This is a genomic window from Limibacter armeniacum (assembly GCF_036880985.1).
Lineage (GTDB): Bacteria > Bacteroidota > Bacteroidia > Cytophagales > Flammeovirgaceae > Limibacter > Limibacter armeniacum.
Genome location: NZ_JBAJNO010000009.1, coordinates 1,741,475 through 1,756,617 on the forward strand (window position 1 = coordinate 1,741,475; position 15,143 = coordinate 1,756,617).

Genomic DNA, 15,143 nt, shown 5'->3' on the forward strand with positions numbered 1-15,143 from the left:
TTTGGGTTTTATATTGAAATAGAAATTGAATTGTCTTTACTGAAAGTATTCATCTCCTCCAAAAACCTTCTTTCACTATCCCGCTCCTGCGCCAACTTCTCAAAGCCATTGATATTATCCCGGTACACCTCCATGCAGTAGCGATACATCTGATATTGGTAGACTTGCTTTACCTTCGTAAATAGCGTGCAGATTTTCACGGTACTGATCCCACAACCTTTACTCATTAGAAGCTGATAGTCTACAGCCCTCTCTCCAAATACCCATGACCACATGCTATCATCAAAGTTGTGCCAGCAACGATACCACAACACCAACAAATCAACCACCCTCTGCTGATCCAGCTTTTCCCTGCATTCCGAAAGCTCCTCCTCGAGTTCCCTGCGACTCTTGCGACGCTCCTCATCTTCTGGTATCCCTGATAATCCCCTGCCAGCTACAACAAACTAACTCCTCCATATAAAAAAAGTCGCTATCCTATAAGCTACTCACTTTTTTGACTCTAACCTTACCTCTCCCTTACCAATAACCCATTTTCCATAGTGCCTTGAAACTTTTATTATACAAGTACCTATGACACACCTTACCTACATACAAAGACAACAGATTGCACAAGCCCTTTCTGCAGGGCATAGCCTGACCGAAATCGGTGAGCAAATTGGCGTGCATCGGTCTTCGGTAAGTAGGGAAGTGGAACGTAATAGTATTTATGGTAAGTACTGTCCGGAGCAGGCACATCGGTTGGCGCAACAGCGGCGCAGTGAGGCTAGTTGCCATGATGGAACGATTGGTAATAGTATTGTTCGGTTTCGCAGGTTTTTATCTCAAAAAAATGGGCGCAGCAGAAAACGAAGAGGGTGGCGCAGGCAAAAGGATAACCGCTACCGTGTACGTGATTTTTTAGCTGATGGGCGTCTTGACAGGCAAGGGAAAGCCATATTCGCCTTTCCGGGGCGCCACTACAATATCCAATACCGCTTCTGTTTTACCCGCCAATCTGCTTTCTGCCGCTTGCCACGCTCACGTTCATTGATTAAACGTTGGTACCGTATACATCAGTCTTATTGGCAACGGCACTCGTATGTTTCGGTTAAGGTTACCAGTCTCTTATCACGACAAGTAACCCTGCCCATTAAAGGCCAAAAAATGCACAATTCTCTTAAACCTCCTGTCTCCGAGTTGAGAAGCGAGCAGAAAGTTTATATCGTTATCATCTACCTGAAGGTGATGGTACAACTACTGAATTCCTATACTATAGACAATCTTATTTCTGCGGTCTCTTGCCCGTCCAAATGTGTAGCTTAACATGACCACTACTATTTTTTTATACTTCCTTGCCAAAATTTCAGCCCAAATCTTACAGCAATTCATAAAAGAAAATACCATTTCATACTATCCGTGCATTTCGTGATAACGGGATGGCAATACACCAAGGTTCCCCATCCAAATTACAACACCAAACAGCACCAATACCATCTTCTAGCACTTACTGCTTATAACTTCTCATTTTCAAAAATCAGTGAAGCTAAAATATAGTTGTTACAAAAGGATACTCTTTGATAAACTACTCGCCATTTTTCCATACCTAAACTCTACTCTATTAGCGGAGCGTTGAAAAAGGCTATAAAAATACATCTTTCTCAAAATGTAAGTAATGGTTAGTGATAAGTTTAACTGAAGTACTGGAAAGCTATGCCTGAAACTTCTTATAACATCTTCCAGACTTAGAAAGTGGAGTATGTTTTATAAACGAAAACACATCCCTATAACACAATGAAATAGCGTAGTGCAGATTATATTACATATGCCCATAAGGCTCTTTTTGATATCATTGCCAACCTTTTGCAGTTTCAGTCAGGCAACAAAGCCTAAACATTTATAACCTTTTATCTACTATTATGAGTTTTATCTCAGCATTACCACCTCAAGAGCAGCTAAGTAAGTTGCAGACTGTCGAGTCTTTTTCAGAGTTTATCGAAAAGCTTAAAGGTATTCGTAAAGAACTGGTGTTTGCTACCAGTCAATCAGAGTATCAGGACGCCAAAGATGATGCAAGCCAACAGCGTAGACTAAACCAGCTGCAATCTTATGAGCAAAAAATAGCTACCTACACATACAATCGTGACAATGCAACCTCCTCTACTGACCAAAAAAAGTGGCAAATCGAGATCAACACTGCTGAAGCTGCTAAAGAAAAAGTGTTGTTTCGATTAGAGCAAGGTACCAGTGATGACATTTTGGATACCATGGATGATGTTAAAGTACAGTGGGAACTAAACAGTCTGGATGAGTTTGCGGTTGCCATCTGTCAGGAGTTTGAGAAAGGCGGTATCGGAGCTGGTTCTGTCGTTTACAATGAAGTTACCTATACGGCTAACTAATCTTTGCTTTGCTCCTTTTAAAAAATGCTGTCGACTTTGGTTGGCAGCATTTTTTTACTGCTGTTTTTCTGGTTCCGTTTCAATTTAATTAGTAAAAAACCCTTCGAGAACAGTTTAATTGCTCTCAAAGGGTTTAGCATTTTTATAAACTTACTTTACCGTATCCTTACCTATTAGAATTTTTTCAACGGTAATGCAACGTCGTTCATCATTACATTTTAATTACCCGATAGGTACCAATTAACTTTCCTCCAGTACTCACATGTATCAAGTACATTCCAGAAGGTCCAGATAATTTAAAAGCTCCCTCCTTAAAGGATTTATGATCTACCTCTTTTATCACCTGTCCATCCAGTGAGATGACCCGAACTTTTATATCATCCAATTGCTGATTCAAGTCTAACGTAAACGTTTCGGTAGTTACCGTCGGGAAGACCCTGACTTCTAGACCTGCTAATGTTTCCAGACCTAATGGCGAAACAAACAATACACAATCTGATACTCTGCTGCAAATTCCATTAGAAACTTCAAGATAGTAGTCTCCTGTTTTGGATGGAGTTAACTGGGTGTTAGTTTCTCCTGATAGCGCTTCTCCAGTATCGCAATCATACCATTGATATGACATCCCTTCTTGTGCTTCAATAAATAAGGATACACCATCTGACTGAACATTTACAACTGGCAGCTCTTGGATCGAGAGGTACAAAGTAACAGTTGAATCACAGCCGACTGAATTGGTAAATACCTCCTCGTATACGCCCGACTCAGTATAAGTTACACCATTCCAATCGTAGCTTTCGCAAGCTTCTACTGTCTCTTCACTTGAAGTTGATTCCAAGATTGTCAGCGTCAACGTCGCTACGCTATCACAACCCACCGAGTTGGTAAACAGCTCTTCGTATACACCCGAAGTCGTATAGGTCACGCCATTCCAATCGTAGCTTTCGCAAGCTTCTACTGTCTCTTCACTTGAAGTTGATTCCAAGATTGTCAGCGTCAACGTCGCTACGCTATCACAACCCACCGAGTTGGTAAACAGCTCTTCGTATACACCCGAAGTCGTATAGGTCACGCCATTCCAATCGTAACTTTCGCAAGCTTCCACTGTCTCTTCACTCGAAGTTGGTTCCAAGATTGTCAGCGTCAACGTCGCTACGCTATCACAACCCACCGAGTTGGTAAACAACTCTTCGTACACACCTGAAGCTGTATAAGTCACGCCATTCCAGTCGTAGCTTTCACAAGCTTCCACTGTCTCTTCACTCGAAGTTGATTCCAAGATTGTCAGCGTCAACGTCGCTGTACTATCACAACCAACTGAATTGGTAAATACCACCTCGTATATGCCCGATGCGGTATAAGTCACGCCATTCCAGTCGTAGCTTTCGCAAGCCTCTACCGTTTCCTCACTTGATGTTAGTTCCAAGATTGTCAGCGTCAACGTTGCCAAACTGTCACAGCCGACCGAATTGATAAATAACTCTTGGTAAGTACCCGATTCAGTATAAGTCACGCCATTCCATTCGTAGCTTTCGCAAGCTTCCACTACTTCAGTACTTTCATCCTTTAAGTAATCAAACTCTAACGTTACCGTTCTTTCACATCCTTCTTCAGTGGTAATCGAATGTGTATAAGTGCCAGATGCTGTCAGAATGGTTCCATAAAAATCATAGGCATTACAACTCGATACAGCTTGCTCGAACGTAGTGATGGTTCCACAAGTGGCATTACGATATAGCCTTGATGAGTTAGTGACAGGATCTTTTACAGCGCCAGAAAGCATGATATCCATATCCATATCATGGTCAATATCAGCCAATGCGATAGCACCGTCATAGATACTATGTAAAGCACCCATATTGCTCTTGGTGAAATTGCCTGTACCGTTATTGAAATACACAAATGTTCTCGGATACCCCGTTTCACTTTCCCACTTTCCAGACTCGATAATATCGATATCACCATCTAGATCTATATCTCCAGCAACTGCAGTTGAAAGGAAAGGTCCATCATAGCCATGTTTTTGGGTAAATGCCCCTGCCCCATCGTTTTCATAGATCAGGAATTTCCCACTTCCCGAAAGGTACAAATCCAAGTCTTTATCATTGTCAATATCCAACAATAGCATTTTGCCTTTACTGATCGGCTCAAAAGTACTACCTGTTGCCGCTGTAAAGTTACCTGTTCCATCATTCAGGTAAAGTACTGTAATATCTGTACCCGTACCGTTGGTACCACAAAGGAAAATATCCATCGCTTTATCTCCATTCACATCACCTGTCGTTACGCTTACATCAATTAAGCCTTCGATACCAGCTGTGTGAAGTGACAGATTGCCTGAACCATCGTTGAGGTAAAGTTCAGCAATCGGACTGCCTGAAGCATTCTTTCCAACAACTAATAGGTCTGAAACCTGATCGCCATTGGCATCAAAGGCGACAACTTTACCTGATATACCCGAAAAGCTGTTGCCAGTATCTTCCGTAAAATTACCCGTCCCATCATTCCAGTACAGTGTTGTCTGTAGTTCGTCTGATGCATTAAGACCTGAAAGTACCACGTCTTCCACCTCATCTCCATTAAAGTCAGCCACAGCAATACTCGCATACTGCAATCCAGCAAATGGATGGGTGGTCACTTCAGTAAAGTTACCTTCACCGTCGTTTTTATAATACTCCGTCATTTTCTGGTCACCATAATAGGCACCGCTCACCAGCATATCCTGATCACCATCCTTATCCGCATCAAGGAAGACGATATCTCCCTCACGGAACTCTGTAGTCACATTGAATTGAGCTGCCTCAAAGCCATTAGACTGATCATTGATATAGGCTCTGGTTACCCATTCGACAGATGACGAAATCCTATTCGAAACACCACTATTGAGAATATCCGCATAGCCATCCCCATTCAGGTCTCCTATCGCTATTCTTCCCACATCATCATTTAACTCAAGCGTTTGATGTGCTGCATATTGCCCCGTTCCATCGTTCCAGAATACAGCTAACTCATTGAAATAATCTGAGAACAGCACCTCAGCAGCACCATCATTATTCAAATCCTTAAAATGTAAAGAGAATTCATAGTTAGTCTGCAAACCATCAAAATCATTGGAAGTGTCCAACACATAGTTTCCAGATTGGTCATTGAGATACAACAACGTTTCGGTATCATCCAGAATAAAAATATCTGGGTAGTTATCCGCATTGGCATCTGCAAATTCAAAGGTATGATAGTATCCACTTACTGTTCTAAACCCACGGCTAACTTCACTGAACACACCACCTTCGCATCTATAGATGACATCCGTATGCCCTGCATTGTAATCCGACACGATGATGTCTACTCCCCCATTATATGGTTCTGAAACCGCTACTTTATTGAGGAAACTCCCATTATTCATACCCGTTATCGTTTGAGAAGTGAAGTTACCCGCTCCGTCGTTCAGGTACAGATAAGCATTTGAAAATTTGACTATAAAAATATCCGGATAGGTATCGTCATTAAAGTCAGCAATGCGAACACCTCCATTATTGCAGGAAGGCAGCACGATATCACTTTGGTAATGCAATTGTCCCTGACTGTCTCCAAAGTACACTTTGGTTCCAAGGTCCTTTGGACTCGCAGCATAGATCGGTTCTCCTCCAATTAACAAGTCTTCAACTCCATCACCATTTAGATCTGCATTCAGTACGACTGGGAACTGTGTACTACTATCAAAAACAAAATTGTGTTCCTGCTCTACCTTGCGATAATTGTTCTTGCCATCATTGAGATAAGCGATGACCTGATACCCTTCACTTGGGGAAATAGCGAAATACAACACATCCTGATCACCATCACCATCCATATCATAAATATGATGCTGTCCCTGATTTCCTTTGAGTATATCCAAACCAACTTTTGGTGAGGAAGTTGGCTGAAGCAATTCAAACTTAACATCCGCATATTCGGAGGCTTCCACATAAGGGATAATGGTCAGGTCAAGGTTAACAGGGTACGAGCTGCCATATTCATCCGTGTAAATTCCTTGATATTGTCCTGACTCTGTTAGTGTCTTGCCATCAAAGTCATAACTTCCTGTTGCTTCTATTACCAAATCACTTGATAGCACCTTATTACTAAGTATGCGCGTAACTTTTTCGTAAGTATCAAAATAATCATCTCCAGAAATTAAAATATCCATGCGTCCATCTCCGTCAAAGTCATGTACGCTTAGGGTTTGACTAAACTGATAACTACCATACCCATAGATCTTTCCAAATTCATAACCGTCTTCTGGGAAGGTTTTGGTTAATGTGTGTGACAACAAAGGTTTAAAATGACCGTACCCATTGTTGATCCAAACATCCAAATAATCCGCTATAGAAGGTCCACCAGCATAATGATATCTACCTTCCAGGATCATGTCCAAATCTCCGTCATTGTCAAAATCCACTGCCTTTGACAGGGTACCTGCCTCACCTCCGGTATAACCATCCATTTTTGGGATTTCACTGCTGAGGTCGTAGGTAAAAGAGCCATCGCCATTGTTAAAGAAAATAGGCGTATAATAGCCAGAATAGCCTCTCGCATTAGAATCGTAAATATCCATATCACCATCCCCATCCATATCAAAGATAAGCGTACCGTTGGAGGATAGCTTAGCCAGAGATTGATCCAACTTTTGGGTAAACACCCCTGTACCATCATTAATCCAAATTTTATTATCCAGCTCGTATCCGCTGATTAGCAAGTCCACATGCCCATCTCCATCAAAATCCGCAAAATCCGCAAGGGATTCTTTCACTATAGGAAAATCGTTGGCAGTGGAGAGCACAAAACTTCCATCTCCATTGTTGAGATAAATTTGTGCTTGTGACTCATAACCGTCAGAAGGGTTATAATTAGAAAGAACCAAGTCCAAATCATCATCTCCATCTACATCGGCACTGTCCAGATAGGTATTGTAAACAACGTCAGTGAATATAGGCAGACCATGATCTGTCTTTTCTGTAAAGTTTCCCGCTCCATCATTGATATAAAGCTGGGTAATATTGATACCACCTTGCTGACCAAATACCAAATAATCCAGCGCATCATCCCCATCGGCATCAAAGAAGAGCGAAGATCTGTTTCCTACACGCGTAGCTGGTATTGCATGATCGGTTTTTTCTATATAATTACCCGATCCGTCGTGAATGAAAAGCGATGCTATCTGTCCTGCGGTAGACTTTCCAATAAAGAAAACATCTTCTTCACCATCTCCATCCACATCTGCAATGTGACTAGCTGCAGTTTCAATCATAATAGGGAAAGCAGTTGCTGACGCTTGAAACTGGAGATAGTCTTTTGTATCGTAGGTATCCGGCTCTATGGTCAGGTTCAGTACAAAAGTACTGTCACATCCGGTTACCGTAGAAGTAAACGGTCCGTATTCATATTGTCCGGATGCAGTAAGCGTAGCTCCATCAAAATCATAGTTACCCACGGCATAGACATTGTCATAGAATACTATCGGATGGATAGTCAAATCCACTGTTACTGTACTGTCACAACCTGTCAAATTGGTATATACTCTCGTATAAATACCTGAGGTTCTAATGATCTCTCCATCAAAATCGTAGGACTCACAAGCCACTTCTGTTAGGTTCACGATATCATCCGAGCAACCCAAAGCTACGGAAACCGTCCAATCCTGAGTAGAAGAGCCATCTTCTGCCGTAATGGTATAAATCACCGGATTGGTAAAATCGTTAGCTGTTACGCCTGAAGTTTGAGTAGTACTGGCTACCGTAGCTGTCGCCCCGAATGACAATTCGAAGCTTGCTGTAAGGCTTGTCAGGTCAGGCACACCATCTACGTTGATCTCGATGGTTCTTGCTGCTGCATCAATGATCGCTGGCGCCAACTCATCGGCAAAGCTAAATGCCTTGATCTCGCTTTTTGAACCATTGTTTCTAAGTACTGCTACCTTATAGTCGGCAGTAGAATTTGACCGAATGGTTCCAGCCAGATCTGTCTCTCCATCACCATCCAAGTCTCCTGAAATAAATGTCATTGGAAGATAACTGGCAAGCGTACCATACAGGACTTCATCGGCAAAGCTGATCGTTGATCCTGAGCTGGTATTTTTAAACACCCCAACCTGACTTGCCAATGACCCAAAAAGTAAATCCAGTTTACCGTCACCGTTGTAATCATCCAATGCAATAGGTCCAAAATTGAGTGTGGCTGCTATTTCATTTGGAGTTGCAAAAGCAATGGACGTAGTTGTTTCATTTTTGAATATGGAAATGGTCTCATTATTTTTCACTACGATCTCTGGCAAACCATCCCCATTCAAATCTCCTACTTCTATCCAATCAGAGCTAATGGAAGTGGACAGATTCAAGGCAAAATCTACTTTGGTGGCAAAGCTAATACTTCCCGCCGAAGAGGTATTTTCCAAAACAGAAACGTTACCATCAGAACCGTCCAAAGTGATGATATCAAGCAAGCCATCTGCATTGATATCACCAAAGGTCACATCGTAGGGATCAGAACCTATAGTGAAATCCACATTATCTTTAAAACTGATAGCCCCAACACTGGAAGCGTTTTCATATACCGAAACCACTCCATTGTCTGAATCCAACACCAAGATATCTAACTTGCCATCCCCATTGAAGTCAGTCGCATCCAGTACCCAGTTGTATCCATCCAAAGTGATGTTCGCTTCATTAGCAAAATTGACCGAACCTGGAGTGGAAGTAGTGTTGCGCTTCACTTCTAGATAGCTCACATATGCATCATCTTCCGTCACCGCAGCGACATCAAGCTTTCCATCTCCATCAAAATCTGCCAGTTTGATATCATTGGCATAGGCACTGAGGCTAAAGTCTGCTTTGGCTGCAAAGTTGATGTTGCCTATTCCTGTGCTGGTGTTCACAAAAACCGAAAAGTCTCCGCCATAATTACCTGTGACAATATCATTCAATCCATCACCATCCAAATCTCCCAGGTCAAAACCATAAGGCTGATCCCCTGCCGAAAAAGTCACCGCATCCGCAAAAGTATCTGGAGTTAGACCAATTGTGCCATCACTGTCAAAGGAGACAATAAAACGAGTGCTGGATTGCGCGATCAGTCCTCCTACCGTAACAAACAGGTATTCTGAAGAGGCACCTGCCGGTACTTCTACAGTCAGTTCAGTTGATGTAGCTGATAAAACCGTCGCTTTCACTCCTCCGAAATAGACGATGTTACTTGTTGGGTTTGTACTGAAATTGGAACCGGTTATGGTTATTTGTGATCCGACCTCAGCGGATGCTGGAGCAAAAGAGGTGATGGTTGGTATCGCTGATGAAACCGTGACTGTCCAGTCCTGCGTGGTACTACCATCCTCTGCGGTGATGGTATAGATCACCGGACTGGTGAAATCATTGGCTGTAGTTCCTGATGTTTGTACCATGCCGGAAACGGTAGCTGTAGCACCGTATGGCAACTCAAAAGTCGGTGTGAGTGCGGCAAGGCTTGGTACGCCAACAGCTATTTCGATAGTATGCGCATCTTCATCTATGGTGGCGGAACCAAACTGCTCCCCGAAACTGAAGGCCGTGATGTCAGTTTGGGAGTTCTTGTTTCTCAGGATACCTATTGTTTTTGGTTTCGAAGAAGGATCAATATAATAATTTGATGGAACGACCATATCAGGCTCTCCATCACCATCCATATCCCCAGTGGTATAATTAGCGTAAGGAGTATAAGCAGGACTCAAATCAAAATCTACCCCACTTGAAAAACTTATACCTGACCCGGTACTTGTGTTTTCTAGTACCCTCATAGCATCAAAGATCGCCTCTGATACAAGTAGATCCGCTTTACCATCTCCATTGAAGTCTTCAAGAGCCAACCCGAACCATCCATTAGACACATTGATTACCTCTGGAGAGGCGAAAGCAATGGAGCCAGTGGATTCATTTGGATAAATCGTAAAGTTACTAAAATTAGGAATGATCATCTCCGCAAGCCCATCTCCATTCAGGTCACCTAATTTTACAATATTAACTACCTCTATGTCCACCTTCGTGGCAAAACTTAAGCTTCCCCCAGAGGAGGTGTTTTCCAGGATCGATGCGGTAATGGACGGCCCTCCATCCGGGAAATCAGTGGTGACAATATCTGTTAGTCCATCTCCATTCAGGTCACCAATTGCCAATGCTACGTCATGCGAATCAGGGTCTGAACCTGTAATTGTAACATCAAAATCCACATCATCTTCGAAGCTGATGGAGCCTGTACTAGATGAGTTTTCATATATAGAAACTACATTATTGTCCCAGTCTACAGTCACAACATCCATTTTCCCATCGCCATTGAAATCTGCTATATTCAGATCATAGGTATATCCATCCAGTAGCATATTGGCATCCTGCACAAAGGAGACTGTACCGGGGGTAGTAATCGTATTGCGCCATATCTCCAAATACTCTGCACCCAGACCATCTTCTGTCACAGCTGCAAAATCCAAGCGCCCGTCACCGTCCAAGTCAGCAATCCGAAGGTCATTTACCTTAGCGCTGGCAGAAAAAACGGTTTTTGAAAAGTTGATATCACCAGGCCCTGTAGATGAATTGAGATAAATGGAATAGGCTTGACCAGTGGCTCCTGCAGCCATGTCGAGCTTGCCATCACCATCCAGATCACCCAGGTCAAATCCCAATGGAATTCCGTGAGTCTCAAAGTCCACTACATCTGCGAAGGTGCTCGGTGAAGATCCGATCGAGCCATCACTATCGAAGGTAACCGTAAAGGGTCTGCTAGATTGTGCGATCAGTCCTGTGGTATTTACATAGAGATAATCGTATGAAGCTCCAACAGGTACTTCTACAGTCAGCGCTGTTGACGTCGCTGCTGATACTGTTGCTTTCACTCCTCCAAAAAATACGATGTTGTTTTCGGGAGTCTCGTCAAAGTCTGTTCCCTGTATCGTCACCTGTGTTCCGATGGGTCCGCTTTCTGGCGAGAATGAAGAAATGGCTGGGGGTTGTGCGAAAGCAAAACCCACGATAAGTTGAGCCAATAAATAGATAAAAAATATTCTTTTCACTGCGTTTTAGTTTTTTGACTCAATACTAACAACACAGTGCAAATTTTCAGCAAAAATAGGGGTTACAAAAGGTTACAATAGCCCTACAATAGGTTACAATAGCCATTTTTAGGGGCTACAGGGTAGATATTTGATTTTCGAAGCCTTCTCCTAGTTTCTTGCGAATTCGGTGACGAGCTACTTTTATAGCCCCCTCTGAGGTCTTTCTAAAGCTGGCCATTTCCTTTGTCGTCATCTTCAATTTAATCAAGTAACAGAGTTCTACTTCAGAGTCTGTCAACTCCGGATGACTTTGCTTTAACTTTGACTCAAACTCAGAATTAATGCTTTCAATATTCTGCTGAAAATAATCCTGTTTGGTTTCAGCATCTATCTGTCGCTTCATCTCATTGATCAGTTTGGTAAAGCTTGTCCTCAAGTCACCATCTTCGACTTTACTCACCTCTATCACTTCCTGAAGCAGGTTTTCCCTGACCTGTCTTTTAATCCGGTTATCACTAATCACCATAGCCAAATCCTCATCCTTGTATTTGAGTTTTTGCTCCAGCTTATTCCGTTCCTTTTGCAAGAAGTTGTACCTGTCTGCCAGTGCAAACGACAACAGGATGACTTCCAGTAGTGAACCAATCAGGTAGACATTTGCAGTAAAGTCATTTCTTTCTATATAACCTGTAATCACCAAAGAATACAATAGGATACTAAGCAACAGCAACGTCCACCCCATTAGATAGTACTTGGCATAATAACTACCGTTACGGTAAGCCATTACGCCTGCATATAAGGCCGTAACGGTAAAAATTGTATGAGCATAGGTCAGCCATTCGTTGTGAATGGTTCCTCCACTGAACCTGAACGCACTTAAACCAAGCCCCAGCAATAAGGAGATTGCAGCCACTATCAGCAACAAATAGTAAGAATGCTTGCTGTACTTGCGAAGATTCAACATCCGAATACTAAAGTTGACAGACAGTATAACATATAAAGCAGCTGCTCCAGTAATCATACTGGGCGTCCAACTGACTAAACTGTCTGGTATATAGTATGAGAAGAACCCTCTAATGGAAAGTACTGTCAGCATAGCCGCTAGATTGGCCAATGCATAATGCAGGTAAACATTATCCTTGATGGAAAAACCAATAAACAGGTTGTAAAAGGTGATAATCAGTAAGGCTCCAAGGTAAAAGCCCTGTATTAAGGATTCGTTTGTATCTACTGTTAGCACTTCTTTTTCACTCAAGGCAGAAATGGCAAACTGGATTCCATAAGTACTGGCTATCCTTACATATAATTGCGTGGTATCTCCAGCCTGAAACTCCATCGGAAAGTAAGACTTCTTTCCCCTAATTTCCTTTTGAGAATTAGGGATATGCACGCCTATTACCTTTGACTCCCAACCTCCCTCAACCTCATAGAATAGCTCAACAGTATCCGCCAATAGTTTTCCTGTTTTGAGGATAACCTGCTTTGTTTCCTCTGTAGGGTTAAATACTGCGAATTTGAGCCAGCAGGCATCATTGGTAAAACCAATATTGACTACGTCCCTAGTATTGGGTATAAAGCGCCTATCTTGAATGTCATTGATGGATAGCATCCTTGTCGGATCTCTAAACATGGACGTTTGCTTTCCTACCGCTTTACCGTCCATAAGGTCCCTGATATCAATCAAGTTTTGGGCTTGACCAAAAATGGCAAACGGAAAAGACAACAAGACAAATCCTAGAAAGATGATTGTTAAAGCTTTGTTCCTGATTGGAGGCGTCATTACTTAAAATAGGTTATAAAAAAGTTGAGTAGTTATAGCCTCACAAAGGTATAGGTTTTGAAATAATAATAAATGCCGACACGAAATAATAGTCACTTACGTGAGAAAACCGATGGCTATATCAGTCTCAAATACTTAGTATATTGTCTATACAATCGCTAAACCTGACACATATAAAAATTCGATGTTATGAGAATACTGATTATAGGAGGCAGAGGAACAATTGGGAAAAGAGTATCCCATTACTTCAGTCAAAAACATGAGGTAATTACTGCCGGTCGACATAGTGGAGAACTCAACGTAGATATTGCTGACAGTAACTCCATTAAAGAGATGTTTGAAAAAGCAGGTAAAGTGGACGCCATCATCTGCACTGCCGGAGAAGCGAAGTGGGCACCGTTCAACACCCTCACAGAGGAGGACTTTTATATCGGTCTGAAGAGTAAACTAATGGGGCAAGTCAATCTGGTTCGGATCGGTCAGGATTACCTTAACGCCAAAGGTTCTTTCACCTTAACTACCGGCATTCTGGCAGATGACCCTGTTGATATGACCACCAGTGCAGCCATGGTCAATGGAGGTATCCATAGTTTTGTCAAGGCTGTTGCTTTGGAACTTGAAAATGGGCATAGAATAAATGTCGTATCATCTGGCTTAGTAGAAGATGCAGTAGAAAAATACAGGGAATATTTTCCGGGACACAATCCAATACCAATGAAAAAAGTGATCAACGGTTATGTCAGAAGTGTGGAAGGAAAAGGGAATGGAGAAGTTATCAGGATTTATAACTGAAGGAAAATATGAAGTCAGTGAAACTAACAAAACAACATAGGCTATGTTATCATCAGCTTAGGCTGTAAGATTGGTTTCCTGTTTTCCCTTTTAAACAGTCTTTTTGTAAATATGCAGCTAAGTCTATTTTATACGGCTTAGCTGTTTTTGTAAACGGCTACATGATTATTATCAACAGTCTATTAAACTAACAACACAATATGATTTCAAGGATTCACCACATCTTATTGCTACTGCTACTGACTTGCAGTACAGCCATCTGCCAAAAAACACTCAATATTCAGGATGGCGAAAACATTATTCACCTTGAAATGTATGGCAAGGGTGCACCAATGCTAATTATCAACGGTGGGCCAGGCATGAGCAGTGAGGGGTTTAGGTCACTGGCGAAAGAGTTTGGAGAAACTAACCTTGCTATTATCTATGACCAAAGAGGAACTGGACAATCAACTATGGCAAATGCCAATGCTGAAACAGTAAAGCTTGACTCTATGGTCAAGGATATTGAAACTATCCGCCAACACCTCAAGATCGACAAGTGGGTCGTGTTTGGTCAGTCTTTTGGCGGCATGTTGGCTTGCTACTATGCTACCAAACATCCTGAAAACACAAAAGGACTGATTCTTTCCTCTTCGGGGGGAATTGATATGGGACTCTTTTCAGGTCCTTCTATTATCTCATCAAGGCTTTCACAAGTTGAGCGTGATTCCATGAGCTACTGGAGTCAGCAGATTGAAAATGGGGACACCACTTTTCATGCTCGACTTCAAAGGGCGAAGTTCCTAGCTCCTGCGTACCTTTATGACAAATCCCATGTGCCTATTATAGCGGAAAGGCTGACACAAGCCAACCTGCAAATCAACGGGCTTGTCTTTCAGGATATGCGAAATATAGATTTCGATTGCAGTGAAGAGTTGAAAGCCTATACCAAACCTGTTATTATTATTCAAGGCGAACAGGATGTGGTAAGTAAAAGCATTGGACAAAAAGCCCACGATGTATTTCCTAACTCTAAATTTATCCTACTTGACAAGTGCGGGCATTATGGTTGGTTGGATCAGCATGACCTTTATTTCCAATACCTGCATGATTTTATGGCAGGCTTGAAATAGCTTTTGAAAGAAATGGCTGGTTTTGA

7 protein-coding genes are annotated in these 15,143 nt (G+C 42.2%); 4 read left to right on the plus strand and 3 right to left on the minus strand.

All coding sequences use genetic code 11. The annotated features are described in order from the left end of the window. Positions 1-8: 8 nt before the first annotated feature. Complete coding sequence (locus tag V6R21_RS25075) at positions 9-275, minus strand: hypothetical protein (RefSeq protein ID WP_334246274.1); 267 nt, start codon at positions 273-275, stop codon at positions 9-11. Positions 276-573: 298 nt separating this feature from the next. On the opposite strand from V6R21_RS25075, the gene V6R21_RS25080 reads away from it, so the two are divergent. After that, entirely contained in the window at positions 574-1,305 is a 732-nt protein-coding gene (locus V6R21_RS25080; protein WP_334246275.1) for a helix-turn-helix domain-containing protein, read from the plus strand. Between the two features lie 593 nt (positions 1,306-1,898). Continuing rightward, positions 1,899-2,381: a hypothetical protein gene (locus V6R21_RS25085; protein ID WP_334246276.1), complete on the plus strand. Its 483-nt coding sequence runs from the start codon at positions 1,899-1,901 to the stop codon at positions 2,379-2,381. Positions 2,382-2,592: 211 nt separating this feature from the next. Here the strand turns inward: V6R21_RS25085 and V6R21_RS25090 are convergent, their stop codons facing one another. Continuing rightward, positions 2,593-11,451 carry an FG-GAP-like repeat-containing protein gene (locus tag V6R21_RS25090; RefSeq protein ID WP_334246277.1) on the minus strand — a complete coding sequence of 2,953 codons (8,859 nt, stop codon included), beginning with the start codon at positions 11,449-11,451 and terminating at the stop codon, positions 2,593-2,595. A 115-nt stretch (positions 11,452-11,566) separates the two neighbouring features. After that, positions 11,567-13,213, minus strand: coding sequence for a 7TM diverse intracellular signaling domain-containing protein (locus V6R21_RS25095; RefSeq protein WP_334246278.1), 1,647 nt, complete (start codon positions 13,211-13,213; stop codon positions 11,567-11,569). Positions 13,214-13,402: 189 nt separating this feature from the next. Between V6R21_RS25095 and V6R21_RS25100 the strand changes: the two genes are divergently transcribed. Together V6R21_RS25100 and V6R21_RS25105 are read left to right on the plus strand one after the other, a co-directional pair. Next, positions 13,403-14,005, plus strand: a complete 603-nt coding sequence (locus tag V6R21_RS25100) for a short chain dehydrogenase (protein WP_334246279.1) — start codon at positions 13,403-13,405, stop codon at positions 14,003-14,005. A 200-nt stretch (positions 14,006-14,205) separates the two neighbouring features. Then, entirely contained in the window at positions 14,206-15,117 is a 912-nt protein-coding gene (locus V6R21_RS25105) for an alpha/beta fold hydrolase (RefSeq protein WP_334246280.1), read from the plus strand. Positions 15,118-15,143 lie beyond the last annotated feature (26 nt).